The 25,207-nt window shown below is 59.4% G+C and carries 25 protein-coding genes; 8 read left to right on the top strand and 17 right to left on the bottom strand.

The window, feature by feature from the left end; translation table 11 throughout:
* Positions 1-291: 291 nt before the first annotated feature.
* Positions 292-687 carry a DUF6124 family protein gene (locus tag JFU47_RS17760; protein WP_201184630.1) on the top strand — a complete coding sequence of 132 codons (396 nt, stop codon included), beginning with the start codon at positions 292-294 and terminating at the stop codon, positions 685-687.
* Positions 688-1,134: 447 nt separating this feature from the next.
* Here the strand turns inward: JFU47_RS17760 and JFU47_RS17755 are convergent, their stop codons facing one another.
* From JFU47_RS17755 to JFU47_RS17735, 5 genes are all read right to left on the bottom strand, one after another.
* The gene (locus tag JFU47_RS17755) at positions 1,135-2,409 is read right to left on the bottom strand and encodes a glycoside hydrolase family 68 protein (protein ID WP_201184628.1); all 1,275 of its coding nucleotides are present in this window, start codon (positions 2,407-2,409) and stop codon (positions 1,135-1,137) included.
* Between the two features lie 93 nt (positions 2,410-2,502).
* Entirely contained in the window at positions 2,503-2,790 is a 288-nt protein-coding gene (locus JFU47_RS17750; RefSeq protein WP_140675636.1) for a hypothetical protein, read from the bottom strand.
* 41 nt (positions 2,791-2,831) lie between these two features.
* Entirely contained in the window at positions 2,832-3,107 is a 276-nt protein-coding gene (locus JFU47_RS17745; RefSeq protein ID WP_003213368.1) for an HU family DNA-binding protein, read from the bottom strand.
* 192 nt (positions 3,108-3,299) lie between these two features.
* Positions 3,300-4,448, bottom strand: coding sequence for an NAD(P)/FAD-dependent oxidoreductase (locus JFU47_RS17740; protein WP_201184625.1), 1,149 nt, complete (start codon positions 4,446-4,448; stop codon positions 3,300-3,302).
* A 20-nt stretch (positions 4,449-4,468) separates the two neighbouring features.
* Entirely contained in the window at positions 4,469-4,639 is a 171-nt protein-coding gene (locus tag JFU47_RS17735; protein WP_046045006.1) for a rubredoxin, read from the bottom strand.
* A 199-nt stretch (positions 4,640-4,838) separates the two neighbouring features.
* Between JFU47_RS17735 and JFU47_RS17730 the strand changes: the two genes are divergently transcribed.
* Positions 4,839-5,402, top strand: coding sequence for a chorismate lyase (locus tag JFU47_RS17730; protein ID WP_201184623.1), 564 nt, complete (start codon positions 4,839-4,841; stop codon positions 5,400-5,402).
* On the top strand, positions 5,402-6,292 hold the full coding sequence (ubiA, locus tag JFU47_RS17725) for a 4-hydroxybenzoate octaprenyltransferase (RefSeq protein WP_201184621.1): 891 nt from the start codon (positions 5,402-5,404) through the stop codon (positions 6,290-6,292). Before JFU47_RS17730 ends, ubiA begins: the two co-directional genes overlap by 1 nt.
* A gap of 62 nt (positions 6,293-6,354) precedes the next feature.
* On the opposite strand, the gene JFU47_RS17720 is transcribed toward ubiA, so the two are convergent.
* Positions 6,355-6,747: a COG4315 family predicted lipoprotein gene (locus JFU47_RS17720; protein ID WP_201184620.1), complete on the bottom strand. Its 393-nt coding sequence runs from the start codon at positions 6,745-6,747 to the stop codon at positions 6,355-6,357.
* A 152-nt stretch (positions 6,748-6,899) separates the two neighbouring features.
* On the opposite strand from JFU47_RS17720, the gene phoB reads away from it, so the two are divergent.
* The 3 genes from phoB to JFU47_RS17705 all read left to right on the top strand — a co-directional run bounded on the left by phoB (position 6,900) and on the right by JFU47_RS17705 (position 10,421).
* Entirely contained in the window at positions 6,900-7,589 is a 690-nt protein-coding gene (gene phoB, locus JFU47_RS17715) for a phosphate regulon transcriptional regulator PhoB (RefSeq protein WP_046045002.1), read from the top strand.
* Positions 7,590-7,670: 81 nt separating this feature from the next.
* Positions 7,671-8,957 (top strand): phosphate regulon sensor histidine kinase PhoR, encoded by a 1,287-nt coding sequence (phoR, locus tag JFU47_RS17710; RefSeq protein ID WP_207203026.1) that lies wholly within the window; start codon positions 7,671-7,673, stop codon positions 8,955-8,957.
* A gap of 123 nt (positions 8,958-9,080) precedes the next feature.
* Positions 9,081-10,421, top strand: coding sequence for a hemolysin family protein (locus JFU47_RS17705; protein WP_140675651.1), 1,341 nt, complete (start codon positions 9,081-9,083; stop codon positions 10,419-10,421).
* A 114-nt stretch (positions 10,422-10,535) separates the two neighbouring features.
* Here JFU47_RS17705 and JFU47_RS17700 read toward each other — a convergent pair whose 3' ends face one another.
* The 8 genes from JFU47_RS17700 to JFU47_RS17665 form a co-directional block, all read right to left on the bottom strand.
* Positions 10,536-11,432, bottom strand: coding sequence for a peptidoglycan DD-metalloendopeptidase family protein (locus JFU47_RS17700; protein WP_201184616.1), 897 nt, complete (start codon positions 11,430-11,432; stop codon positions 10,536-10,538).
* A 208-nt stretch (positions 11,433-11,640) separates the two neighbouring features.
* A complete protein-coding gene (locus JFU47_RS17695) occupies positions 11,641-12,591 on the bottom strand; it encodes a response regulator (RefSeq protein WP_140675657.1) in 951 nt (316 codons plus the stop codon).
* Between the two features lie 167 nt (positions 12,592-12,758).
* Positions 12,759-13,520, bottom strand: a complete 762-nt coding sequence (phoU, locus tag JFU47_RS17690) for a phosphate signaling complex protein PhoU (protein WP_008150055.1) — start codon at positions 13,518-13,520, stop codon at positions 12,759-12,761.
* A gap of 71 nt (positions 13,521-13,591) precedes the next feature.
* Positions 13,592-14,425, bottom strand: a complete 834-nt coding sequence (pstB, locus tag JFU47_RS17685) for a phosphate ABC transporter ATP-binding protein PstB (RefSeq protein ID WP_201184614.1) — start codon at positions 14,423-14,425, stop codon at positions 13,592-13,594.
* 129 nt (positions 14,426-14,554) lie between these two features.
* Entirely contained in the window at positions 14,555-16,225 is a 1,671-nt protein-coding gene (gene pstA / locus JFU47_RS17680; RefSeq protein WP_201184612.1) for a phosphate ABC transporter permease PstA, read from the bottom strand.
* Between the two features lie 15 nt (positions 16,226-16,240).
* Entirely contained in the window at positions 16,241-18,523 is a 2,283-nt protein-coding gene (locus JFU47_RS17675; RefSeq protein ID WP_201184611.1) for an ABC transporter permease subunit, read from the bottom strand.
* Positions 18,524-18,753: 230 nt separating this feature from the next.
* Entirely contained in the window at positions 18,754-19,755 is a 1,002-nt protein-coding gene (locus JFU47_RS17670) for a phosphate ABC transporter substrate-binding protein PstS (protein WP_123367516.1), read from the bottom strand.
* A 242-nt stretch (positions 19,756-19,997) separates the two neighbouring features.
* A complete protein-coding gene (locus JFU47_RS17665; protein WP_201184609.1) occupies positions 19,998-21,296 on the bottom strand; it encodes an MFS transporter in 1,299 nt (432 codons plus the stop codon).
* A 364-nt stretch (positions 21,297-21,660) separates the two neighbouring features.
* Between JFU47_RS17665 and JFU47_RS17660 the strand changes: the two genes are divergently transcribed.
* Together JFU47_RS17660 and JFU47_RS17655 are read left to right on the top strand one after the other, a co-directional pair.
* Positions 21,661-22,065 carry an acyl-CoA thioesterase gene (locus JFU47_RS17660; protein ID WP_003177184.1) on the top strand — a complete coding sequence of 135 codons (405 nt, stop codon included), beginning with the start codon at positions 21,661-21,663 and terminating at the stop codon, positions 22,063-22,065.
* A gap of 57 nt (positions 22,066-22,122) precedes the next feature.
* Entirely contained in the window at positions 22,123-23,022 is a 900-nt protein-coding gene (locus JFU47_RS17655) for a D-hexose-6-phosphate mutarotase (protein WP_201184607.1), read from the top strand.
* 114 nt (positions 23,023-23,136) lie between these two features.
* Here JFU47_RS17655 and JFU47_RS17650 read toward each other — a convergent pair whose 3' ends face one another.
* The 3 genes from JFU47_RS17650 to JFU47_RS17640 all read right to left on the bottom strand — a co-directional run bounded on the left by JFU47_RS17650 (position 23,137) and on the right by JFU47_RS17640 (position 25,196).
* Positions 23,137-23,673, bottom strand: coding sequence for a DUF3299 domain-containing protein (locus tag JFU47_RS17650; RefSeq protein ID WP_201184605.1), 537 nt, complete (start codon positions 23,671-23,673; stop codon positions 23,137-23,139).
* Between the two features lie 88 nt (positions 23,674-23,761).
* Positions 23,762-24,007, bottom strand: coding sequence for a GlsB/YeaQ/YmgE family stress response membrane protein (locus JFU47_RS17645; protein ID WP_033059272.1), 246 nt, complete (start codon positions 24,005-24,007; stop codon positions 23,762-23,764).
* Between the two features lie 106 nt (positions 24,008-24,113).
* Positions 24,114-25,196, bottom strand: coding sequence for a 5-(carboxyamino)imidazole ribonucleotide synthase (locus JFU47_RS17640; RefSeq protein ID WP_140675675.1), 1,083 nt, complete (start codon positions 25,194-25,196; stop codon positions 24,114-24,116).
* Positions 25,197-25,207 lie beyond the last annotated feature (11 nt).

Here is a 25,207-nt window from a genome sequence, read left to right as displayed (position 1 = left end):
TTGCCTACGGCTACGCCAGAATCCGCCGGCTTGTGCGCCTTGGGGGCGGTCGGTAACTTGGTTCTCGTCACTGCCCATCAGTGATCGGGTTTAGTCGCTCGCTGGTAATTGAAGTTGCACAAGCTTCTGTCAGACAGGTATTTCCTACCTGCATTTGATGGTGGCTGTGCGTAGGGCACCTTCGGGTGCGCCGGCTTCTTCAATTCCCCGGTCCGACTAACCTGCGTACAGCTGCCACCCCTTCGTTTAGTCGGCGAAGTGTTGTCAGCATCATTCAAGGAATTGAAGATCATGTTCAAGGTCACACCAAACCCACCCGACACCGATCCGGTCTCCCCCTACGAAAGCCCCGATTCAAACAAACTCAACGAAGCCGCCGAGCGCGCCCTCGACCATCACTTCCCGCCAGCCGACCCCAAACCACCAAAACGCAACGGCCAGCTCTTCAGCGTCTGCCCGGGTATCAACCCTGAAACCCTTCTCGCCAATGCCTCGGAAGATTTGCTGTCCATCAGCGCCATCGCCGCCAACCTCGCCGATGATGTGGACGGTTCCCGCCGCTCCGTAGCCCTGGCGCTCAGCCGCATGGCCGACGGCGTGCATCTGTTGGTGGAGCGAATGCTGGATCATCTGGATGAGCCGGAGATGTCGGCGATTCTCGCCAGGAAACAAAGCCGAGTCAGTTGATCGACCAAGAAAAAAGTACTCCGCCCCCCATAAAAAAATGGTTCTTCCCCGGAAAACCGTGAAGAACCTTTTTATTGGTGCGCCAGGCATGGCGAGTAGCGCCGTGACTGGCGCTGTTTGGCTCACTGTGGTGGTGAGTTGGAGGTAGAAGCCCTTTACACACCCGGCAAGAGGAGGTGTTCGCCAGAGGCAAGGGTGTCGCGGGTGACTGCGAATCTGAAGGAAACGCGAGGCAAAATGCTGGCCTGACGAACAGGAGGCGGTAGCGGAGGGAAGATACCCGTTACTGGCTGCATCCTTGCAACCAGCAACGAAGGGCTGTTACTACACATTGTTCAATGGGGCTTGCGAGCAACGTCGCAGTGAATCAGGCGGGATATCTCGATCATATCCACAACGGTTTTTTCATCGACCTCAAACCCGCGGCCTGAAAGCCCTGTATCGCTATTACTTGAGCGTGACGTCGAGCATCGGCGGGATAAAACCGTAGTCGTACTCGGCCACCACGAACGTCTGCTGCCCTTTTATCTTCATGCCCACCGTCGGCGCCTCAGTGCCGCCGATACGAATCTGCGTGCCGGTTTCGTCGGTCGGTACGCTGTCGATAAAGGAGGTCACCAGGCCGTTGGGCATCACATAGTGCGAGTAGGTCTGGAACGGCTGAGAAGACGGGTTGCCCAGCACCAGGCCGGAACCGTTCAACGGCACGTAAGGGCCGAACAGCGAATCCGCGACAAAACCGTACACCCCGTCCGGCCCGGTCACACCATCGGCATAGGTGAACGTATGGCTGATGGTGAACAGGTAGTACTTGCCGTCCTGGAACACGAAGTGCGGGCGTTCGGTCTGGTCGTTGACCCCCACAGCGGTCAGCAGCGGCGGTAGCATTTCCCAGTCGTCGCCGTCCGCGTCACGGGCCACGGCGATGCCGACACAGGCGGTCTGGAAGCGCGAGTTGCCGACGTTTTCATAACCCGGCGGTACATCGCCGATTTCCGCTTCACCCACCTTGTGCGAGCCGCGCTCGCCGGCCACGTTGCCCTCGAACAGCATGTACAGGTTGCCGTCCTTCGGGTCGCGGAATGGCCATGGATCACGGAAGCCCCAGAAAGAATTCTGTGCTTCGGTCTGGTACATCTTGCCGTCGGCCTCGAACAGCGGCTTGACCTTCTCGAAGCCGACCATGCTGACGCCATGTTCGGTGGTCACCACCCGGCCCCGCACCTTGACGATGGTCGCGCCCGGAGTGACGGCGGTGTAATACAGGTCCACCTCACCCTGGTCATTCAACAGGATCGGCGTACCGGCCCATTCGCGAACGGTCGGCGAAACCCCTTCAGCCATCACACGGCCGCCGAGTTTCCAGTCCTTGCCGGTACGAGAAAACCAGTAGTACATCTTTGCCCGACCGTGGCGATCGTTCCAGTCGCGGGTGATGTTGTAGTTGCCGTTCTCGTCGATGTACTCCGGGTCGTTTGGATGACGATCGGCAGTCAGGGTGAAGATCACCGACCAGCCATCGACGGACGTCACGTTACCATCCATGTCGCGCAGCGGCATGGTGTCCCAGATGAACACTTCGTTGCTCAATACCGGGAAATCCGCGCTGACCAGCGGTTGGGTGGTGGTGGGATCGTCCGCGCGGACTTTCAGCGCATCAGCGCGGGTCCAGAGGCTGGATTGATGGGGCGTTTTGCCGAATTTTTCAGTGTTGCTTTTCATAGGGTAATGCCTCGTCCATGAATGGATTCGAATAAATATTGATCAAAAAATACTGTATGCACATACAGCGAATTAACCTTAAGAGACTCAATCTTATGGGTCAAGAAAAAAATGCATTTGTGCATAATTTAATATTTTTCTGAAGCTGATACGTTTCAGCTTGCGATTTTTATAGAAGTTTTTTCTCAGCCAGATCGGCGACGTTGCCTGCAAAACACGTGCGTTTAACCGCTGGTCGGTCGAGGGTATGCGTAGCTGATGCAACGGGCGGAAGCAGGGACTGGGCGGATCGGTCAACTGAGTCAGCGCATCCTGCGCAAAGCCCAACAAGGCTGTGAAGAACCAAAAAAAATGGGCACCCAACCCAGTTGGCGTGCCCATTTTTTATCCCGCTCCCGCGCTACGCGGGAAGTCGGTGCGTGTTACGGATTAACGCTGTCTTTCAACGATTTGCCTGGCTTGAACGCAACAGTGTTGCTGGCCTTGATTTTGACGGGCTCACCGGTTTGCGGGTTTTTGCCGGTGCGGGCACCGCGGTGGCGTTGCAGGAAGGTACCGAAGCCCACCAGCGTGACGCTGTCCTTGCGGTGCAGAGCGCCGGTGATTTCTTCGAGAACGGCGTTGAGAACGCGGTTGGCCTGCTCTTTGGTGAGGTCTGCTTTTTCAGCAATTGCAGCGGCGAGTTCTGGTTTACGCATTAGTGAAGCCCCTTTGACGGTTTTTTGTTGTTATGTCCGTGCTGTTCTCGTTGGAACAGCGCCCAAAGCGCCGCAGATGCTCTACTCTGCGGCAGACGGGAGTGAGGATGGCACGCAGCGAAGAGCCGCGCCAGTCTCGGCGCGACCTTTGTAGGGGCAAAAGAGGGGTGATTCCGACAGAACGACCGGTATTTACGCCAGCAGTGCCGGAAGCTCTTTGTTCAGGGCCAGTTTTTCCATCACCGCCGCGCCTGTCAGGGCATAACCCAGCAGTTTGCCGCTGGCATCGCGGCACAATACCTTGATGTCCGCACCCTGCCCTTCGACTGTCCAGACGCCCTCCAAACCCCGTGGCGGCGGTGAAACCACCAAGGGACAGACCGGCGTTTTAACGGTGATGGGCATCGGGCCATAACTCACCGCCGTCGGGTTTCCGGCGAGGGTCTGGGCCAGCGCTCTCGCACAGCTCATGAGGGGCATCACGTACAACAGATTCAGCCCATCGACTTCGGCGCAGTCGCCCAGGGCATAGATATTGGCGTGAGAGGTTTTCAGCTGACGATCGACCACCACGCCGCGATTGACCTGCACACCGGCCGCAGCCGCCAGGTCGATGCGCGGACGCAGACCAATGGCCGACACCACTACATCGCAAGGGATCACCTGGCCATCGGACAGATGCGCTTCCAGTCCGTCAGCAACGCGCTGCAAGCGATTGAGCACCGGCCCGAGGTGGAAGCGTGCGCCCAGGCTTTCCAGACCGGCCTGGACCGCAGCGGCCGCCGCCGGGTGCAACAGGGTCGGCATGACCTGCTCGCACGGTGCAACCAGTTGCACCTCGTAACCGCCGAGGATCAGGTCGTTGGCGAACTCGCAACCAATCAGGCCGGCACCCAGCAGCAACACGCGACGTTTGCCGGCCGCCGCTGCGCGAAAGCGTGCGTAGTCTTCCAGATCGTTGATCGGGAAGACTGCGTCAGCCGCATCGCCTTCGATCGGCACTCGCACGGTTTCTGCGCCCCAGGCCAGGATCAGGTCACGGTAAAACACCGCTTCCTCACCGATCCATAAGCGCTTGTGGCCAGGATCGATGCCGCTGATGCGCGTGTGCGTACGCACTTCGGCCTTCAACTGCTCGGCCATGGTGCCGGGTTCGGCCATGCTCAGGCCGTCGGCGTCTTTGTTTTTGCCGAAGCCGGTGGAGAGCATCGGCTTGGAGTAGGAGCGTCCGTCATCGGCGGTAATCAGCAGCAGCGGGGTTTCGCCATCGAGTTTGCGAAACTCCCGGGCCAGGTTGTAGCCGGCCAGCCCGGTGCCGACGATCACGACAGGTGCGTTCATTCCTTACTCCTCTAATTGTTTTATGCAGCGATTTCGATCATTTCGAAATCCATCTTTCCCACGCCGCAGTCCGGGCACAACCAGTCTTCCGGCACGTCCTGCCACAGGGTGCCTGGGGCAATACCATCATCCGGCCAACCTTCAGCTTCGTTGTAGATCAGGCCGCAAACCACACATTGCCACTTTTTCATTCGGTTCATCCTCAGAAATCAGATTCTTACTGGCGCGAACGGTCGATGATTGGAGCGCTGCCGTCCGGCTCAGCGCGTTTTGTACTGATCGGGCCCGGCAGATGCAAGCCTGTTCGACGCAATGGCCGGCCGGATCAATCAAAATCGCAGGCTGACATGGTAAGCTCGCCGCCTCATTTGCTGCCAATAATGACTCACTGTGCCGCACTCAAAATCCCCCGCCGTGACCCCGCTTTGGCTCCCTCGCAGCCAACTGACGCCCCTCCCCGACACGTCTACGCTCGACTGGTTGTTCGACGAAGGCTCTTTGACTCGACGGTTGATCCGTTTGTCGAATGATGGCTTCAGCGTCACGCCACTCTTCGAAGGCTGGCAATCACTGCGCCCCGACGAATGTGCCGCGCTGGACCTGGCCGAAGGCAGCGAGGGCTGGGTGCGCGAGGTGTATCTGCGCGGCCACGGCGAAGCCTGGGTGTTTGCGCGCAGCGTAGCGGCGCGCAGTGCGTTGCAGGGCGACGGTCTGCACATGGACGAGTTGGGCAGCCGCTCCCTGGGCGAATTGCTGTTTTGCGATCAGGCGTTCCAGCGCCGCGCTATTGAGGTTTGTCACTATCCTCAGGAGTGGCTGCCGATGGAGTCCCGGGCAGCTGAACTGTGGGGCCGCCGTTCGCGTTTCGACCGCGGGGCCTTGAGCGTGCTGGTGGCCGAAATTTTCTTGCCGACCTTGTGGCACGCCACCCGCGCCCATCCGGAGAATTGCTGATGTACCAGAGCCTGCTCAAGTCCCTGAATCGCTTGAATCCACGGGCCTGGGATTTTATTCAGTTGACCCGCATGGACAAACCGATCGGCATTTATCTGCTGCTGTGGCCGACGCTGTGGGCTCTATGGATTGCCGGCAAAGGGTCGCCCTCGTTGGCCAACATCGTGATTTTCGTCCTGGGCGTGGTGCTGACCCGCGCCGGCGGCTGCGTGATCAACGATTGGGCAGACCGCAAGGTCGATGGCTACGTGAAGCGCACCGAACAGCGACCCTTGGTGAGTGGCAAGATCAGTTCCAGAGAAGCACTGGTGTTCTTCGCGCTGCTGATGGGCGTGAGTTTCCTGCTGGTGTTGTGCACCAATGCGGCAACGGTCTGGTTGTCGTTCGGCGGTTTGGCTCTGGCCTTCACTTACCCGTTCATGAAGCGCTACACCTATTACCCGCAAGTGGTGCTGGGCGCGGCGTTCTCTTGGGGCATGCCGATGGCGTTCACCGCCGAAACCGGTGAACTGCCGGCGGCGGCGTGGTTGCTGTGGATCGCCAACCTGCTGTGGACGGTGGGCTACGACACCTACTACGCCATGACCGACCGCGACGACGACTTGAAGATCGGCGTGAAATCCACGGCGATTCTGTTTGGCGAGGCGGATCGGGTGATCATTCTGACGCTGCAAGGGATGGCGCTGGGTTGCCTGTTGCTGGCCGGGTCGAAATTCGAGCTCGGTGGCTGGTTCCACCTCGGATTGCTGGCGGCGGCGGGCTGTTTTGCTTGGGAGTTTTGGTACACCCGAGGCAAGGACCGGATGCGTTGCTTCAAGGCGTTTCTGCACAACCACTGGGCCGGGTTGGCGATTTTTGTCGGGATCGTGCTGGATTACGCGCTGCGTTGATGGGCACGCTTTTATGTAGCAGCTGGCGCAGCCGAACGCAGGCTGCGCCAGCTGCTACAGGTTTACATTTTCGGCCCGGAGTTGGTGATGACGTGCCAGACGTCCTTCATTTTGTCGCCTTCCTTGTCTCCAGGTTTCTTGTCCTTCACGAAGTAATAAAGCGGCTTGCCGTCGTAAGCCCATTGCATCGTGCCATCGTCACGTTTGACGATCGTCCATTTACCTTCGGCTTTGGCACCCGCCTCCGCCTTGAACGGCGGCCAGTTTTCTGCGCACTGACCGGTGCACACCGACTTGCCGCCAGTGTCCTTGTCGAACGTGTACAGGGTCATGCCCTTATGGTCAGCCATCACACCGCCTTTCATCATGACGGGCTCGGCAGCAAAGGCCATTGTCGGTAACGCCAAGGCAGCGGCCAACAGCAGGGCTTTGAACGAATGCGAGTATTGCTTCATGGAAACCTTCCTTTGTGGTTGTCAGGATTCGGACTTAGAGCTTAGTTCAGGATCATGACAACCGCCGAGCGACTAAAATACTGTCACACGACTGCAATAATTCCGTTATCTAATGCGGCGCAAGACAGTTAAATGACAAGAGGATTAAAGGCATGGTTGGCAGGAGCATTCTGATCGTCGACGACGAAGCGCCCATTCGCGAAATGATCGCCGTGGCGTTGGAAATGGCCGGCTATGACTGCATGGAGGCTGAGAACTCGCAACAGGCCCACGCCATCATCGTCGACCGCAAGCCGGACCTGATCCTGCTCGACTGGATGCTGCCCGGCACGTCCGGCATCGAGCTGGCCCGACGCCTCAAGCGCGATGAGCTGACCGGGGACATCCCGATCATCATGCTCACCGCCAAGGGCGAAGAGGACAACAAGATCCAGGGCCTGGAAGTCGGCGCCGATGACTACATCACCAAACCGTTTTCCCCACGTGAGCTGGTTGCGCGCCTGAAGGCCGTGCTGCGCCGTGCCGGTCCGACCGATGGTGAGACGCCGATCGAAGTCGGCGGCCTGCTGCTGGACCCGATCAGCCACCGTGTGACCATCGACGGCAAACCCGCCGAGATGGGCCCGACCGAATACCGCCTGCTGCAATTCTTCATGACCCACCAGGAACGTGCCTACACCCGCGGCCAGTTGCTGGATCAGGTCTGGGGTGGCAACGTTTATGTCGAAGAGCGCACCGTCGACGTGCACATCCGCCGCCTGCGCAAAGCCCTCGGCGATGCTTACGAAAATCTGGTACAAACCGTGCGCGGCACCGGCTACCGGTTTTCTACCAAAGCCTGATCCGGAGTTTCCCCGCCCGACAAGCTGACAAGGACGCGCGTTCAAGTGAACCAAAACTGGCATGGCACCCTGATCCGCCACATGCTTTTGCTGGTGACCGGTTGCCTGGTGATCGGCCTGATTACCGGCTACTACGGCTGGAGCCTCGCCGCGGGCCTGGGCCTTTACCTGGCCTGGACCCTCAAGCAACTGCTGCGTCTGCACGAATGGCTGCGCCTGCACAAATCCGATGAGGCACCGCCCGATGGCTATGGCCTGTGGGGCGAAGTGTTCGACAGCATCTACCACCTGCAACGCCGCGACCAACGAGTGCGCGGGCGCCTGCAAGCGGTGATCGACCGGGTCCAGGAGTCTACCGCTGCGCTGAAAGACGCGGTGATCATGCTCGACAGCGACGGCAACCTCGAATGGTGGAACCGAGCCGCCGAAACCCTGCTCGGCCTCAAGACCCCGCAAGACAGCGGCCAACCGGTCACCAACCTAGTCCGCCATCCGCGCTTCAAGGAATACTTCGAGCAGGACAGTTACGCCGAGCCGCTGGAAATCCCTTCACCGATCAACGACCGTCTGCGCATTCAGCTGTACATCACCCGCTACGGCAACAACGAACACTTGATGCTGGTGCGCGACGTGACGCGTATCCATCAACTGGAACAGATGCGCAAAGACTTCATCGCCAACGTCTCCCATGAACTGCGCACGCCGTTGACGGTGATCTGCGGTTATCTGGAAACCTTGCTCGACAATGTCGAGGACGTGAACCCGCGCTGGTCCCGTGCCCTGCAGCAGATGCAGCAGCAAGGCGGACGCATGCAGACGTTGCTCAACGACTTGCTGCTGTTGGCCAAACTGGAAGCCACCGATTACCCGTCGGACAACCAGCCGGTGGCCATCGACGGCTTGCTGCAATCGATCAAGAGCGACGCTCAGCAACTGTCCGCCCAGCGCAATCAGAAGATCACCCTGGAAGCCGACCCGACGATTCTGCTCAAGGGCAGCGAGGCCGAATTGCGCAGCGCGTTTTCCAATCTGGTGTTCAACGCGGTGAAATACACCCCGGCGGAAGGCAATATCCGCATTCGCTGGTGGGGCGATGAGCAAGGCGCCCACCTGAGCGTGCAGGACTCGGGCATCGGCATCGACAGCAAACACCTGCCGCGCTTGACCGAACGCTTCTACCGCGTCGATTCCAGCCGCAACTCCAACACCGGCGGCACAGGGCTCGGCCTGGCGATCGTCAAACACGTGCTGCTGCGCCACCGCGCACGGATGGAAATCAGCAGTGTGCCGGGCCACGGCAGCACCTTTACCTGCCATTTTGCGCCGGCCCAGGTCACCAAATCCCGGGTCATCAGCGCCACCGACTGATACCGGCCGGCACGCGCCACTAGGCAAGCAACCGGTCAGCCGCTACATTGGCTGACTTGTGCCTGTCCTTCAGGCACCGCATTTCCCCCTTTTTTGAATACACGGAACCCGCAAAACTCCATCATGGACCCATCCCCTGGCTTGACCCTCGCGACACTCTTCGCCGATTTCGGCATGATTCTTTTTGCTCTGATCCTGGTTTTGCTCAACGGCTTTTTCGTTGCGGCGGAATTTGCCATGGTCAAATTGCGCTCGACCCGGGTCGAATCCATCGCTGAAAAAAACGGCTGGCGCGGACACATCCTGCGCACCGTTCACAGTCAGCTCGATGCTTACCTGTCGGCCTGCCAATTGGGTATCACCCTCGCCTCCCTCGGCCTCGGCTGGGTTGGTGAACCGGCGTTCGCGCACATCCTCGAGCCTTTGCTTGAGACCGTTGGCGTGCAGTCGGCCGAAGTGGTCAAAGGCGTATCGTTCTTCGCCGCGTTCTTCGTCATCTCGTACCTACACATCGTGGTCGGTGAGCTGGCCCCGAAATCCTGGGCCATTCGCAAACCCGAATTGCTGTCGCTGTGGACCGCCGTGCCGCTGTACCTGTTCTACTGGGCCATGTACCCGGCGATTTACCTGCTCAACGCCAGCGCCAACACGATCTTGCGTATTGCTGGCCAAGGTGAACCCGGCCCGCATCACGAGCACCATTACAGCCGTGAAGAACTGAAACTGATCCTGCACTCCAGCCGTGGCCAGGACCCGAGCGACCAAGGCATGCGTGTTTTGGCCTCGGCGGTGGAAATGGGCGAGCTGGAAGTGGTCGACTGGGCCAATTCCCGGGAAGACCTGGTGACCCTGGAGTTCAACGCGCCGCTGAAAGAAATCCTGGCGATGTTCCGTCGCCACAAATTCAGCCGTTATCCGGTGTACGACAGCGATCGTCAGGAGTTCGTCGGCCTGCTGCACATCAAGGATCTGCTGCTGGAACTGGCAGCCCTGGACCACATTCCGGAGTCGTTCAACCTCGCCGAGCTGACCCGGCCGCTGGAGCGGGTTTCGCGCCATATGCCGCTGTCGCAGTTGCTGGAACAGTTCCGCAAAGGCGGCTCGCACTTCGCCCTGGTCGAAGAAGCCGATGGCAACATCATCGGCTACCTGACCATGGAAGATGTGTTGGAAGTACTGGTCGGCGACATTCAGGACGAACACCGCAAGGCTGAGCGCGGGATCCTCGCGTACCAACCGGGCAAGCTGCTGGTGCGCGGCGACACGCCATTGTTCAAGGTCGAGCGCCTGCTGGGCATCGATCTGGACCACATCGAAGCCGAAACCCTCGCCGGGCTGGTCTACGAAACCCTGAAACGGGTACCGGAAGAGGAAGAAGTGCTGGAAGTCGAAGGCTTGCGGATCATCATCAAGAAGATGAAAGGGCCGAAGATCATTCTGGCCAAGGTGTTGATGCTCGATTGAGTGCAATGCGGTGAACCGCATTGACCCCAAATGAACGCAGCCTTCGGCAGCTCCTACGCCGAACGCGTACTCCTGTAGGAGCTGCCGCAGGCTGCGATCTTTTGCTTTATGGCCTTATTGTTTGCCCAACGCAAAGTTGGGCAAGTTGCCCACCGGTTGATTGAACTGGTACGGAATCGACACCAGCCCCAACCCGGTATTGCGCTGCACCACGAAATGCAGGTGCGGCCCGCTGCTGTTGCCGGTATTGCCTGACAAGGCCAGCGGACTCCCCACCGACACCCGTTGCCCCTCGCGAACGCTCACCGAACCTTGTTTGAGGTGCAGGTACACGCCCATCGTCCCGTCATCGTGCAGCACCCGCACGAAATTACCCGACGGATCGGTGCCGCGCCCGGTCTGGGCATTCTCGGTTTTCACCACCACACCGCCTCGCGCCGCGATGATCGGCGTGCCTTCGGGCATGGCGATGTCCATGGCGTAGCGGTTCTTTGGACCAAAGTGGCTGTATTGACCGTTGGCGCCCTGACTCAGCCGAAACGGTCCACCGCGCCAGGGCAACGGGTATCGATAGGCCATGGCGGCCCCTGAGGGGTCGCCCAGGGAGTATTCAAATTTTGGGGTATACGCGAGCGGCCTTTCGGACTGCGTGGCGGTGAGCAGCGCCAGACGAATACTGCTGCGTGCCGGCATCACCCGGTGAATCGGCCGGCTCGGCGCACCACTGACGTTCTTCAGCCCACCGAAGCTCAACTCGATTTCTACCGGCGCATACAGGTCATTGCGCACGTAAACGCTGTCCACGCCCTTCTTCTTCGTGATAACGAGGTACACCTGACGCTCAAGATTCTCGACCATGCGATCACGAAAAACGAACACCTTGGAGCCCGTCGTGGGGCGGTCGCTGTAGGAGACCACGCCATTGGCGTCGGTGGACTTGTAGATCGTCATGGCCATCGCCGAGGTGGATGCCATGAAAAGACCGCAGAAAAACAGCAGGCGCGCGAGCATGGGCAAGATTCTGTCGAGTAAGGCCTGGGTAGGAGCCTAGCAGCTGCAATGGACCCGGGTAGTCGGCAGATGTTTCAAATGATCGTTCCCACGCTCCGCGTGGGAATGCAGCTAGGGACGCTCCGCGTCCCACCGAAGCGGACGCGGAGCGTCCGGGGAGGCATTCCCACGCAGAGCGTGGGAACGATCAGCCGATCAGCGGTACAGATTACGCGCCCGGTACGAAATGCTTCTGCGCCGTACCACGTGCGATCAATCGCGAGATGTAGTCGAGCTTCTGCGCATCCTGATCGACGAAGCGGAAGGTCAGTTGCAGCCACTCGCTGTCGGGTTTCTGCTCGTGGGCGACGATGGCGTGCAGGTAGCCGTTCAGACGGGCGGTCTCGGCGTTATCGCCCTGCTCCAGGTCGAGCACGGCGCTGTCGAGTACTTGCGGCAGGGTGTCGGTGCGTTTCACCACCAGCAAGGCTTCCTTGAGACTCAAGGCCTTGATCACACATTGCTGAATGCCGTTCGGCAGGCGCAATTGGCCCTGGCCACGACCGCCCGTTGGCGCTGCGGAGGACGCTGGAGGCTTGATCGGCGGGCTGTTGAGCAGACCGCGAGACGGAGCGGCCGCCGGGGCTGGCGCGGCGGCGGCAGGTTTGGCGAACGGGTTGACCGGCGCCGCGGCGGGTGCGACCACGCCAGCCTTACCGCCCGTCAATGCGCTCAGGGAATCGTTGCCGAACGCCGAGTTCATTTTGGTCGGCGCGCTGTTCATCAAGGTGTCGAGCTTGCCGACCTTGTTCAGGGCCTGCTTGACCTTGGTCAGCAGTTGCTCGTTGGTGAACGGCTTGCTGACGTAACCCGAAACCCCGGCCTGGATCGCCTGGACGACGTTCTCTTTATCGCCACGACTGGTCACCATCACGAACGGCATGGTCTTGAGGTTGTCCTGCTCGCGGCACCAGGTCAGCAGCTCCAGCCCGGACATTTCCGGCATTTCCCAGTCGCACAGGACCAGGTCGAACGCTTCCCGTGCCAGCAAGGACTGAGCCTTCTTGCCGTTGACCGCGTCTTCGATCCGGATCCCCGGGAAGTAGTTGCGCAAGCACTTCTTCACCAGGTCACGAATGAACGACGCGTCGTCCACGACCAACACACTGACCTTACTCATCCATCACCCCTTTAAAAAATCCCGGCAAGCATACCGCTTTGCTGATGGCACATTGCCAAAAACCTTCAGTCACGCCGGGACATTTCGTTCGCGGGTGCTGCTTTCGAATTCATCAACCACAAACAAAAACGCCCGGCCAAAAGGCCGGGCGCTTTTCTCAGGCAATCTTACTTATCGTCAGCTTTGCCCGGAACATTAGCGGTTTCGCCACTTGTGCCTTCAACTTCTTCTTTCATGCGCTTGAGGCCCAGGTGCCGCACGTCGGTGCCGCGCACCAGGTAAATCACCAGCTCCGAGATATTGCGTGCGTGGTCGCCGATCCGTTCCAGCGAGCGCAGCACCCAAATGATGCTCAAGACCCGCGAGATAGAGCGCGGGTCTTCCATCATGTAGGTGGCAAGTTCACGCAGGGCGGTCTTGTATTCACGGTCGATGATCTTGTCGTACTGGGCCACCGACAACGCCAGGTCGGCGTCGAATCGGGCAAAGGCGTCCAGCGCGTCACGCACCATGTTGCGGACCTGATCGCCGATGTGGCGAACCTCGACGTAACCCCGCGGGGCTTCGCCTTCTTCGCACAACTGGATGGCGCGACGGGCGATTTTGGTCGCTTCGTCACCAATGCGCTCGAGGTCGATCACCGACTTGGAAATGCTGATGATCAGCCGCAGGTCGGACGCCGCCGGCTGTCGACGGGCCAGAATGCGCAGGCATTCTTCGTCGATGTTGCGTTCCATCTGGTTGATCTGGTCGTCGATCTCGCGAACCTGCTGAGCCAGGCCAGAATCGGCCTCGATCAGCGCGGTCACCGCGTCGTTGACCTGCTTTTCCACCAGCCCGCCCATGGCCAGGAGGTGGCTGCGCACTTCCTCGAGCTCAGCGTTGAACTGCGCGGAGATGTGATGGGTAAGGCCTTCTTTACTAATCATGTTGGCGTCCTTGGAGCGTCCGGTAAGGTGCGGTGGACCGCAGCGTCAGTTCAGTGAGCAACAACAGCTTCCTAGCCGTAGCGACCAGTGATGTAGTCTTCGGTCTGCTTCTTCGCCGGATTGGTGAACAGGGTGTCGGTGTCGCCGAATTCCACCAGTTTGCCCATGTACATGAACGCCGTGTAGTCGGAAACCCGCGCGGCCTGTTGCATGTTGTGGGTCACGATAACGATGGTGAACTTGGATTTCAGTTCGTAGATCAGCTCTTCGACTTTCAGCGTGGAGATCGGGTCGAGTGCCGAGCACGGTTCGTCGAGCAGCAGCACTTCAGGTTCCACGGCAATGGTGCGAGCGATCACCAGACGTTGCTGCTGACCACCGGACAGGCCAAGTGCCGACTCGTGCAGACGGTCTTTGACTTCGTCCCACAGCGCCGCGCCTTTCAACGCCCACTCGACGGCTTCGTCGAGGATGCGCTTCTTGTTGATGCCTTGAATGCGCAGGCCGTAAACCACGTTCTCGTAAATGGTTTTCGGGAACGGGTTCGGCTTCTGGAACACCATGCCGACCCGGCGACGCAGCTCGGCCACATCTTCGCCCTTGCGGTAGATGTTGTTGCCGTAGAGGTTGATTTCGCCTTCTACGCGGCAGCCGTCGACCAGGTCGTTCATGCGGTTGAAGGTGCGCAGCAGCGTGGACTTGCCGCAGCCGGACGGGCCGATGAAGGCGGTCACGCGCTGTTTCGGGATGTTCATGCTGACGTCGTACAACGCTTGTTTGTCGCCATAGAACAGGCTCAGGCCCGGCACTTCAATCGCGACGGTTTCCTGCTCAAGGCTCAAGCTCTGTTTGTCGCGGCCCAGGGCAGACATGTTGATGCCGTGGGTATGTGTTTCGTGCTGCATGGGAGGCTCCCTGTGCTAACAAATTCGGTTCGGTTTTTGTGGGAGCCAGCCTGCTGGCGATTCAGGCAACGCGGTCAATCTGTAAACCGCGGTGATGCCATCGCCAGCAGGCTGGCTCCCACATAAAAATCAGCTATCCAGCGCTTTGTATTTTTCGCGCAGGTGGTTCCGGATGTACACCGCCGACAGGTTCAACGTGGCAATCACCAACACCAGCAACAGTGCCGTGGCGTACACCAGCGGCCGTGCGGCCTCGACGTTCGGGCTCTGGAAGCCGACGTCATAGATGTGGAAGCCCAAGTGCATGATCTTCTGGTCCAGGTGAAGGTACGGGTAGTTGCCGTCCAGTGGCAGCGACGGCGCCAGTTTCACCACACCCACCAGCATCAGCGGCGCCACTTCACCGGCGGCGCGAGCCACGGCGAGGATCATGCCGGTCATCATCGCCGGGCTGGCCATCGGCAGCACGATCTTCCACAAGGTTTCAGCCTTGGTTGCGCCGAGGGCCAACGAGCCTTCACGCACGGTGCGAGGAATCCGCGCCAAGCCTTCTTCCGTAGCCACGATCACCACCGGCACCGCCAGCAGCGCCAGGGTCAGGGATGCCCAGAGCAGACCCGGCGTGCCGAAGGTCGGCGCCGGCAAGGCTTCAGGGAAGAACAACCGGTCAACCGAACCGCCCAATACATAGACGAAGAAGCCCAGACCGAACACGCCGTAAACGATGGCCGGAACGCCCGCCAGGTTGTTCACCGCGATGCGGATCAAGCGCGTCATGGTGTTCTGTTTCGCATATTCACGCAGGTAAACCGCTGCCAGTACGCCAAACGGGGTCACGATCATCGCCATGATCAACGTCATCATCACGGTGCCGAAAATCGCCGGGAAGATCCCGCCTTCGGTGTTCGCTTCACGCGGGTCGTCACTCAGGAATTCCCAGACCTTGCTGAAGTAGAAACCGATCTTGGTGAAGGTACCCATGGCGTTCGGCTGGTAGGCATGAACCACTTTGCCGATGCCGATTTCGATCTCTTTGCCGTTGGCATCGCGGGCCGTGAGGCTGTCGCGGTTGAACTGGGCGTGCAGGTCGTTCAGGCGTGCTTCGATGTCCTGATAACGAGCGTTCAGTTCGGCGCGCTCGGACTCCATGTCCGCTTGCGCGGTAGCGTCCATCGTCCCGGCCAGTTCCAGCTTGCGACCGTGCAGACGGACGCGCTCGAGGCCGGAGTTGATCGCGCCAATGTCGGTTTTTTCCAGGCTCTTGAGCTGCGCGGCGAGTTTGTTGACGCGATCGACACGGGCCTGCAACTCAAGCCAGGCGGCTTCGCCTTCAGCAATGACCTTGCCGTCCTGTTTGACGTTGACCAGGTAGCCGTAGAAGTTGCCCCACTCACGACGCTCGATGGTCATCAACTCGGGTGGAGTTTTCTGATTGGTCAGCCACTCGCCGACGATCCACGTGAAGTCGTTGCCGTTCAGGTCACGGTTGCCGACCTTGATCAGCTCGCGGGTCATGAACTCCGGGCCCTGATCGGGCACCGGCAGGCCAGCACTTTTAAGGCGCTCGCGCGGCACTTCTTCTTTCTGCACCACTTCGCCGATGACGAGGTGATTGGCCTGACCCGGCACGTCGTAACTGGCGTGCACCAGGTCCGCCGGCCAGAAATGGCCCAGACCGCGCACGGCAATCACTGCCAGCAAGCCAATGGTCATGATGACGGCGATGGACACCGCGCCACCGCTGATCCAGACGCCGGGGGCGCCGCTCTTGAACCATCCATTCAGGGAGTTCTGTTTCACAGACTTCTACCTTTCTTAAAGCGACGAGTATTTCTTGCGCAGACGCTGACGAATCAGTTCCGCGAGGGTGTTCATGACGAAGGTGAACAGCAGCAGCACCAGCGCCGAGAGGAACAGCACGCGGTAGTGGCTGCCGCCGACTTCCGATTCGGGCATTTCCACCGCCACGTTGGCCGCCAAAGTACGCAGGCCTTCGAACAGGTTCATTTCCATGACCGGGGTGTTACCCGTGGCCATCAGCACGATCATGGTTTCACCGACTGCACGACCCATGCCGATCATCAGCGCCGAGAAAATCCCCGGGCTGGCGGTGAGGATCACCACGCGGGTCATGGTCTGCCATGGCGTGGCACCGAGGGCCAGGGAACCGAGGGTCAAACCGCGAGGCACGCTGAACACGGCGTCTTCGGCAATGGAGTAGATGTTCGGGATCACTGCGAAGCCCATGGCCAGACCGACCACCAGAGCGTTGCGTTGGTCGTAGGTAATGCCCAGGTCGTGGGAGATCCACATGCGCATGTCGCCGCCGAAGAACCAGGTTTCCATGTACGGGCTCATGTACAGCGAGAGCCAGCCCACGAACAGGATCACCGGAATCAGGATCGCGCTTTCCCAGCCGTCCGGCACTTTCAGGCGAATCGACTCAGGCAGGCGGCTGAAAACGAAACCCGCCACCAGAATGCCGATCGGCAAGAGCATCAGCAGGCTGAAGATGCCCGGCAAATGTCCTTCTACATAGGGTGCGAGGAACAGGCCGGCGAAGAAGCCGAGGATCACCGTCGGCATTGCTTCCATCAGCTCGATTACCGGTTTTACCTTGCGGCGCAGGCTCGGAGCCATGAAGTACGCGGTGTAGATCGCAGCGGCGACGGCCAGTGGCGCGGCCAGCAGCATGGCGTAGAACGCGGCCTTGAGCGTACCGAAGGTCAGTGGCGCCAGGCTCATCTTGGGTTCGAAATCGGTGTTGGCGGCGGTCGATTGCCAGACGTATTTAGGCTCGTCGTAGTTTTCGTACCAGACCTTGCTCCACAACGCGCTCCACGACACTTCCGGGTGTGGGTTGTCGAGCAACAGCGGTTGAATCTTGCCGCCGGCTTCCACGATCACGCGGTTGGCCCGTGGCGACAGACCAAAGATGCCTTGGCCATCGACCACTTGATCCACCAGCAAGGTGCGGTGAGCCGTGCTGTGGAACACGCCAAGCTTGCCGGACGCATCGAGGGCAATGAAACCTTTGCGACGTTCTTCAGCGGTGATTTCAACGATCGGCGCAGTGCCCATCTGGAAAGTACGAATCTGCTTCAGACGCAGTTCGCCATCGTGGTCGCGGGCCATGAACCACTGGGCCAAGCCACCCTTGGAATCGCCGAGGATCAGCGAGATGCCACCCACCAATTGAGTACTGGCAGTGATCTGCGCTTCGCCGTCATCCAGCAGTTTGTAGCGACCGTTGAGACTTTTGTCGCGCAGGCTGAACACGTCGGCCTGAGCCCGACCGTTGATCACATACAGCCATTGCTGACGCGGGTCGATGAAGATGTTCTTCACCGGCTCGGTCATCTGTGGCAGATCGATGCGCTTCTGCTCGTTGGTGACTTCACCGGTCATCATGTTTTCTTCGCTGGTCAGCGACAAAACATTGAGTTGCGAACCGGTGGAACCGACCAGCATCAAGGTCGTGTCGGTGGCGTTGAGACTGACGTGCTCAAGTGCACCGCCCGCCTCGTTCAGCGCAATCGGGGTTTCGCCATACGGATATTCAATGGCCGGCGAGATGGTCTTCTTGCCCGCGGGATAGCTGACTTTATAGGTGTGACGGAAAACCAGGGCCTGGCCGTTGGACAAGCCCACCGCCAGCAGCGGATGACCAGGCTGGTCTTCACCGATGGAGGTCACGGTGGTGCCAGCTGGAATCGGCAGATCGACACGCTTGAGTTCAGCGCCACTGTCAATATCGAAGAACAACGCCTGGCCTTTGTCGGAAACCCGCATGGCAACCTGGTTCTGCTCTTCCAGGGAGATCATCAACGGCTTGCCGGCGTCCTGCATCCAGGCCGGTGTGATGGCGTCCTGGGCGGTCAGGTCGGCCCCCTGAAACAGAGGCGCGACAACGTAAGCAAGGAAGAAAAAGATCAGCGTGATCGCACCGAGAACGGCGAGGCCGCCCACGAGGACGTACCAGCGGGTCAGGCGATCTTTGAGCGCGCGAATGCGGCGCTTGCGTTGCAACTCAGGCGTATTGAAGTCAATTCGCTTGGGGGGATTTGTAGTCATGGTGGAATTGGCCAGATCATTCATTCGCACACCCTAGCGATCCTGTATGACAGAAAGATGACAATGCAGTGACGCAACAAATCCGCCGCCCGTGGGAACTGGCAGCGGACCGAAAAATTGGGGGTTGTAGGAGCTGTCGAGGGAACCGAGGCTGCGATCTTTTGATCTTGCGGTTATAGACCAGATCAAAAGATCGCAGCCTCGTTTCACTCGACAGCTCCTACAGAGCCCGGGTTTACCCCGGACTCAAGGTTTTACTTTTTTGCGACTTCAGCACCGCCTTCCTGCAGACCCAGGTCAGCCAGTGCTTTTGCAGCAACCTTGGCTGGCAGTGGGATGTAACCGTCTTTCACCACAACTTCCTGACCCTGTTTGGACAGAACCAGTTTCACGAACTCGGCTTCCAGCGGGGCCAGAGGCTTGTTCGGGGCTTTGTTGACGTAAACGTAGAGGAAACGCGACAGCGGGTATTTGCCGTTCAGTGCGTTTTCTTCGCTGTCTTCGATGAACTCAGTGCTGCCCTTCTTGGACAGAGCCACCGTTTTCACGCTAGCGGTTTTGTAGCCGATGCCCGAGTAACCGATGCCGTTCAGCGAGGAGCTGATCGACTGCACAACCGAAGCCGAACCTGGTTGTTCGTTGACGTTTGGCTTGTAGTCACCTTTGCACAGGGCTTCTTCTTTGAAGTAGCCGTAGGTGCCGGATACCGAGTTACGACCGAACAGCTGAACCGGCTTGTTGGCCAGGTCGCCGGTCACACCCAGGTCGCCCCAGGTTTTGACTTCGGTTTTAGCGCCGCACAGACGAGTGGACGAGAAGATCGCGTCGACTTGTTCCATGGTCAGGTGCTGGATCGGATTGTCTTTGTGGACGAAGACAGCCAGGGCGTCCACGGCAACCGGGATAGCGGTTGGCTTGTAGCCGTATTTCTGCTCGAAGGCAGCCAGTTCGGTGTCCTTCATCTTGCGGCTCATCGGGCCCAGGTTAGAGGTGCCTTCAGTCAGCGCAGGTGGCGCAGTGGCGGAGCCAGCGGCCTGAATCTGGATGTTTACGTTCGGGTATTCTTTTTTGTAGTTCTCAGCCCACAGGGTCATGAGGTTGGCCAGAGTATCGGAGCCGACGCTGGACAGGTTGCCCGACACACCAGTGGTTTTGGTGTAGCTCGGGATAGCAGGGTCAACAGCGGCAACCGCGTTGGCAGTCGCAACGCCAGCAGCGACAAAAGTCATTGCCGCCATCAAACGCTTCAGTTTCATGCCTTACTCCTAGCAGATAGGTGTGTTAAGTCGGGGCCAAGTATCAGCAGGCCGTGTGAACACTCTATGGCTGAAATATGACAATTGGATGAAAGGCCAGCATTCGATTGTTTGCCGGGGCACCGCGTTATCGTTTTTCGCGAGCAAGGCCGCTCCCACAGGGGATCTGCGGTAAACACAGAACCAATGTGGGAGCGAGCCTGCTCGCGAAGAGGCCAGTGCAGTCGATGAAAGAAGTCCGCCTAGCGGCCCTTCTTCCAGAGGTACGCCCCCACCAGCACCCCGACACCGCAAATGATCGCTACGTAATAGGCGGGCCCCATCGGGCTTTCCTTGAGCAGCAACGTCACGATCATCGGCGTCAACCCGCCGAAGATCGCGTAGGCCAAATTGTAGGAGAACGACAGCCCGCTGAAGCGCACCACCGCCGGGAAGGCTTTGACCATCACGTACGGCACCGCACCGATGGTGCCGACCAGCAAACCGGTCAAGGCGTACATCGGGAACAGCCAGTCCGGGTGGTTGAACAGGCTGTGATAGAAGGTCCACGAACTGATCAGCAACGCAGCACTGCCGAACACGAAGACACGACCCGCGCCGAAGCGGTCAGCCAGTGCACCTGAGGCGACGCAGCCCAGGCTCAGAAACACGATCGCCAGGCTGTTGGCCTGCAACGCGGTGGTTGGCGAGAAGTGGTAGACGGTCTGCAGCACGGTCGGGGTCATCAGGATGACCACGATGATGCCGGCGGACAGCAGCCAGGTCAGCAGCATGGAAATCAGGATCGCCCCGCGATGGTCGCGCAACACGGCGCGCAACGGCACTTCTTCTGCCAGGGCCTTGCGCAGTTGCAGCTCGGCGAATACCGGGGTCTCGTGCAACCAGCGGCGCAGGTAAACCGAGAACAGGCCGAATACGCCACCCAACAGGAACGGAATCCGCCAGGCGTAATCCGAGACTTCGACCGGGGTGTAAATGCTGTTGATCGCGGTGGCGACCAGCGAGCCCAGCAGGATGCCAGCCGTCAGACCGCTGGTCAGGGTGCCGCAGGCGTAGCCGATGTGCCGCTGCGGCACGTGTTCGGAAACGAATACCCACGCGCCCGGCACTTCACCGCCAATCGCAGCGCCTTGAATCACCCGCATCAGCAGCAACAGGATCGGCGCCCACATGCCGATCTGCGCGTAAGTCGGTAGCAGGCCCATGATCAGGGTCGGCACCGCCATCATGAAAATGCTCAGGGTGAACATCTTCTTGCGTCCCAGCAGGTCGCCGAAGTGCGCCATGACGATGCCGCCCAGTGGCCGCGCCAGGTAGCCGGCGGCAAAGATCCCGAAGGTCTGCATCAAGCGCAGCCACTCGGGCATGTCGGCCGGGAAGAACAGCTTGCCGACCACCGTGGCGAAGAACACGAAGATGATGAAGTCGTAAAACTCCAGCGCACCGCCCAGGGCAGACAACGACAAAGTCTTGTAATCGCTGCGGGTCAGCGGACGTGAGGATTGAGTGGGCTGCGCGATGCTTGAGGGCGCGGTGGTCATGGCAAGGCTTCTCTTATAGTCGGATCTGCAACCCCAACAACGCTGGCGGAGGCTTGGGCAGGTCCGGCACGATAGCAAATTGTTCGAAAAAGCACATAGAGGTGCGTATTTGACGGTCGAAATGAGAACCGGACGGTCGTCTCGGAGTCTACCGATCGATATACTCGCAATCCTGCATCTGCTTGTAAGGGGTTGCTGTGCGAAAACGTCGTTGGCAGCCGTCAGCCGATTTCGCAGAGTTTCCCTTTAGGCGCCTTACGAAAAACGTGACGAACGTAGTATGTTCGGGGCTGAATCGTTTTTCCTTGAGACGGCTATTCACCTGAAGTACCAATGAGAGTCACGGGTCAGAGGCACCCCCGGCATGATAGAGCTCGAACAAGAAGATCCAATCCCGCAAGGCGACCTGGCCCTGCAAATTACCGCGCTTCCCCGCGAAACCAACGGCTTTGGCGATATTTTCGGCGGTTGGCTGGTGTCGCAAATGGATTTGGCCGGCACCGCAATGGCCAGTAAAGTCGCAGGTGGTCGCGTGGCGACGGTTGCGATCGACCGCATGGCATTTCTGGTGCCGGTAGCGGTGGGCGCTCAGCTCTCCTTCTATACCCAGGCGCTGGAAATCGGACGCAGCTCGATTCAGATGATGGTCGAAGTCTGGAGTGACGATCCGCTGTCCAGCGAATGGCGTAAAGTGACTGAAGCCGTATTTGTGTTCGTCGCCATCGACGGCAGCGGTCGCACTCGTTCGGTTCCGCCTAGAGCTCGTTAAACACTGCGACCTTTCTGCGGTCCATTGCAGTCATTGTTCCTGATCGAGAGTTGCCCCATGAGCACGCCCAACGTTGAAGCCGTGAAACTGGATGAACTGAACTGCTGGCGCATCCGCCACGGTCAGGCCGAACTGCTGGTTGCCCAGCAGGGCGCGCACATCCTCAGTTATCAAGTGGCCGGTCAACCGCCGCTGATCTGGCTCAACGACGAGGCAGTGTTCAAGACTGGCAAGAGCATCCGCGCCGGGGTTCCGGTGTGCTGGCCGTGGTTCGGCAATCTGCCGCGCAACCCGCAGAGCGTTCAGGCCATGCGCGTCAGCAACGAAGCGCCGGCCGCCCACGGGCTGGTAAGGGCAATGGACTGGGAATTGGGTGGCATTGAAACCGAGGGCGAAAGCCTCAAGGTGGAGTTTGTTCTGCCTTACCCTGAAGGCGGCTTGCCAGGCTGGCCACATCAAGTGGATTTGAAGCTGAGCATTCGTCTGGATGAGCAACTGCATATCAGCCTGACCAGCCATAACCAGGGCGCTGACAAAGTCACCATCAGCCAGGCGCTGCACAGCTATTTCGCGGTCAGTGATGTACGCGAAGTGCATGTCGAAGGGCTGGATGGCTTGAGTTACATCGAAACCCTGGACGACTGGAAAACCGTCACTCAGACCGGCGATCTGCGTTTTACCGGCGAGACCGATCGCATCTATCTCAATACCCCGGCGAAGCTGAGCATTGTCGATCCGGCCTGGGAACGGCGCATCGAGCTGACCAGCAGCGGTTCACGCTCGGCGGTGATCTGGAATCCGTGGATTGAACGCGCCGCGGCGTTCAGCGACATGGCCGACGATGGCTGGCAGCGCATGCTGTGCATTGAAACGGCGAATGTGATGGATGATGTGGTGACGCTCGCGCCAGGTGCGAGCCATACCCTCGGCGTCAGCATCGGCAGCAAAACCCTGTAACACCCCAACACCTATGTGGGAGCGAGCCTGCTCGCGAAGAGGCCATAACATTCAACATCATCGCTGACTGTTACACCGCTTTCGCGAGCAGGCTCGCTCCCACATTTTGAACACCTACAAATCCGACTCTTTGACCACTCGCACTTTCGCCGCATCCAGCGCATACGCTGCGTCAGCCAGGTCATTGTTGACCTTCTCAACCTTCAGCGTGCCGGTCACCCACAGCGGTGTATAGATGTCATTCAGCTTCAAACCTTTCGGATAACGCACCAACACCAATTGATTAGGCGGTGGCGGCGGCACGTGGATGCAGGCGCCCGGATACGGCACGAGGAAGAACAGCGTGCTGCGGCCCTGGGCGTCGGATTCCAGCGGCACCGGATAACCACCGATGCGGATGTTCTTGTCGTTCATCGACGGCACGGTTTTGGTCGAATACATCACCGCCGGCAAGCCCTTGCTCTGCTTCATGCCACCCTTTTGGGTAAAGGTGCCATTGGCTTCGGGGGAGTTGTGGTCGATTTCAGGCATGGCTTCGAGGGCTTTCTGGTCCGACTTTGGCATCAGTTCGAGCCAGTCGGTTTCCGGCAGTTCGCCGGCGTGGGCAAAGCCTGTACCCAGTAAAAGGAGAGTGAACATCAGACGGCGCATGGAGGTGCTCGGCAAAGGAGAGGACAGTGCAACGCCGAGCATTCTAGCCCTCTCTGCGTGCGGCGCAGAGGGGGCTTTGTCGCCTGAATCAGTTCTTTTTGATCAAGCCGTAGATCACCAGCAATATCACGGCGCCAACCAGCGCACCAAGGAAGCCTGCGCCTTGGCCGGCCTGATAGAAGCCCAGGGCCTGGCCGCCGTATGTGGCCGCCAGCGAACCGCCGATACCGAGCAGGATGGTCATGATCCAGCCCATGCTGTCGTCGCCCGGTTTCAGGAACCGAGCCAGCAGGCCGACGATCAAGCCGATAAAGATGGTTCCAATAATTCCCATGGCATTTCCCTCTGATTGAATGGCTGTGCGAAAGCCTAGTCAGACTTTGGCATCCTGCCATGAGAGAACGGCGGGCCCTGAATGGTTCCGCCGCTGCCACATGAAACTATTCGGCGATGAGCGCTTCGACCTTGAGGATCTGCTGCTCCAGCGTGGCCTTGTCGGCGCAGCGCAGGTTGGCGTGACCGACCTTGCGACCGACCTTGAACGCCTTGCCATAGTGATGCAGATGGCAATCGGCAATAGCCATGACTTTCTCGGTCTCCGGCACTTTACCGATGAAGTTGAGCATCGCGCTCTCGCCGACCTTGGCCGTCGAACCCAGCGGCAGACCGGCAACGGCCCGCAGGTGGTTTTCGAACTGGCTGCACTCGGCACCTTCAGTGGTCCAGTGACCTGAGTTGTGTACGCGCGGAGCGATCTCGTTAGCCTTAAGGCCACCGTCGACTTCAAAGAACTCGAACGCCATCACGCCAACGTAGTTCAGCTGCTTGAGTACACGGCTGGAATAGTCTTCCGCCAAGGCTTGCAGCGGGTGATCGGTGCTGGCCACGGACAGTTTGAGGATGCCGCTGTCGTGGGTGTTGTGAACCAGCGGATAGAACCTGGTTTCGCCATCGCGAGCGCGCACGGCGATCAACGACACTTCGCCGGTAAACGGCACGAAGCCTTCCAACAGGCAGGCCACGCTGCCCAGTTCGGCGAACGTGCCGACCACGTCTTCAGGCTTGCGCAAAACCTTCTGGCCCTTGCCGTCGTAACCCAGGGTGCGGGTTTTCAGCACGGCCGGCAGACCGATGGAAGCCACGGCAGCGTCCAGATCGGCTTGCGATTGAATGTCGGCGAACGCCGGGGTGGGAATCCCCAGGTCCTTGAACATGCTCTTCTCGAACCAGCGATCACGGGCGATGCGCAGGGCTTCGGCGCTCGGGTAGACCGGGACGAATTGCGACAGGAAAGCCACGGTTTCAGCCGGGACACTTTCGAACTCGAAGGTCACCAGATCGACTTCTTCGGCGAGCTGACGCAAGTGATCCTGATCGCCGTAATCGGCCCGCAGATGTTCGCCCAACGCGGCTGCGCAGGCATCCGGCGCGGGGTCCAGGAAAGCGAAGTTCATGCCCAGCGGAGTGCCCGCCAGCGCCAACATGCGACCCAACTGGCCGCCACCGATTACACCGATCTTCATCGTTAACAACC

It is taken from the genome of Pseudomonas sp. TH39(2020) (assembly GCF_016650715.1).
GTDB lineage: Bacteria > Pseudomonadota > Gammaproteobacteria > Pseudomonadales > Pseudomonadaceae > Aquipseudomonas > Aquipseudomonas mandelii_C.
Note: the sequence above shows the minus strand (reverse complement) of the source record. Positions and strands in the feature narration are given on the sequence as shown.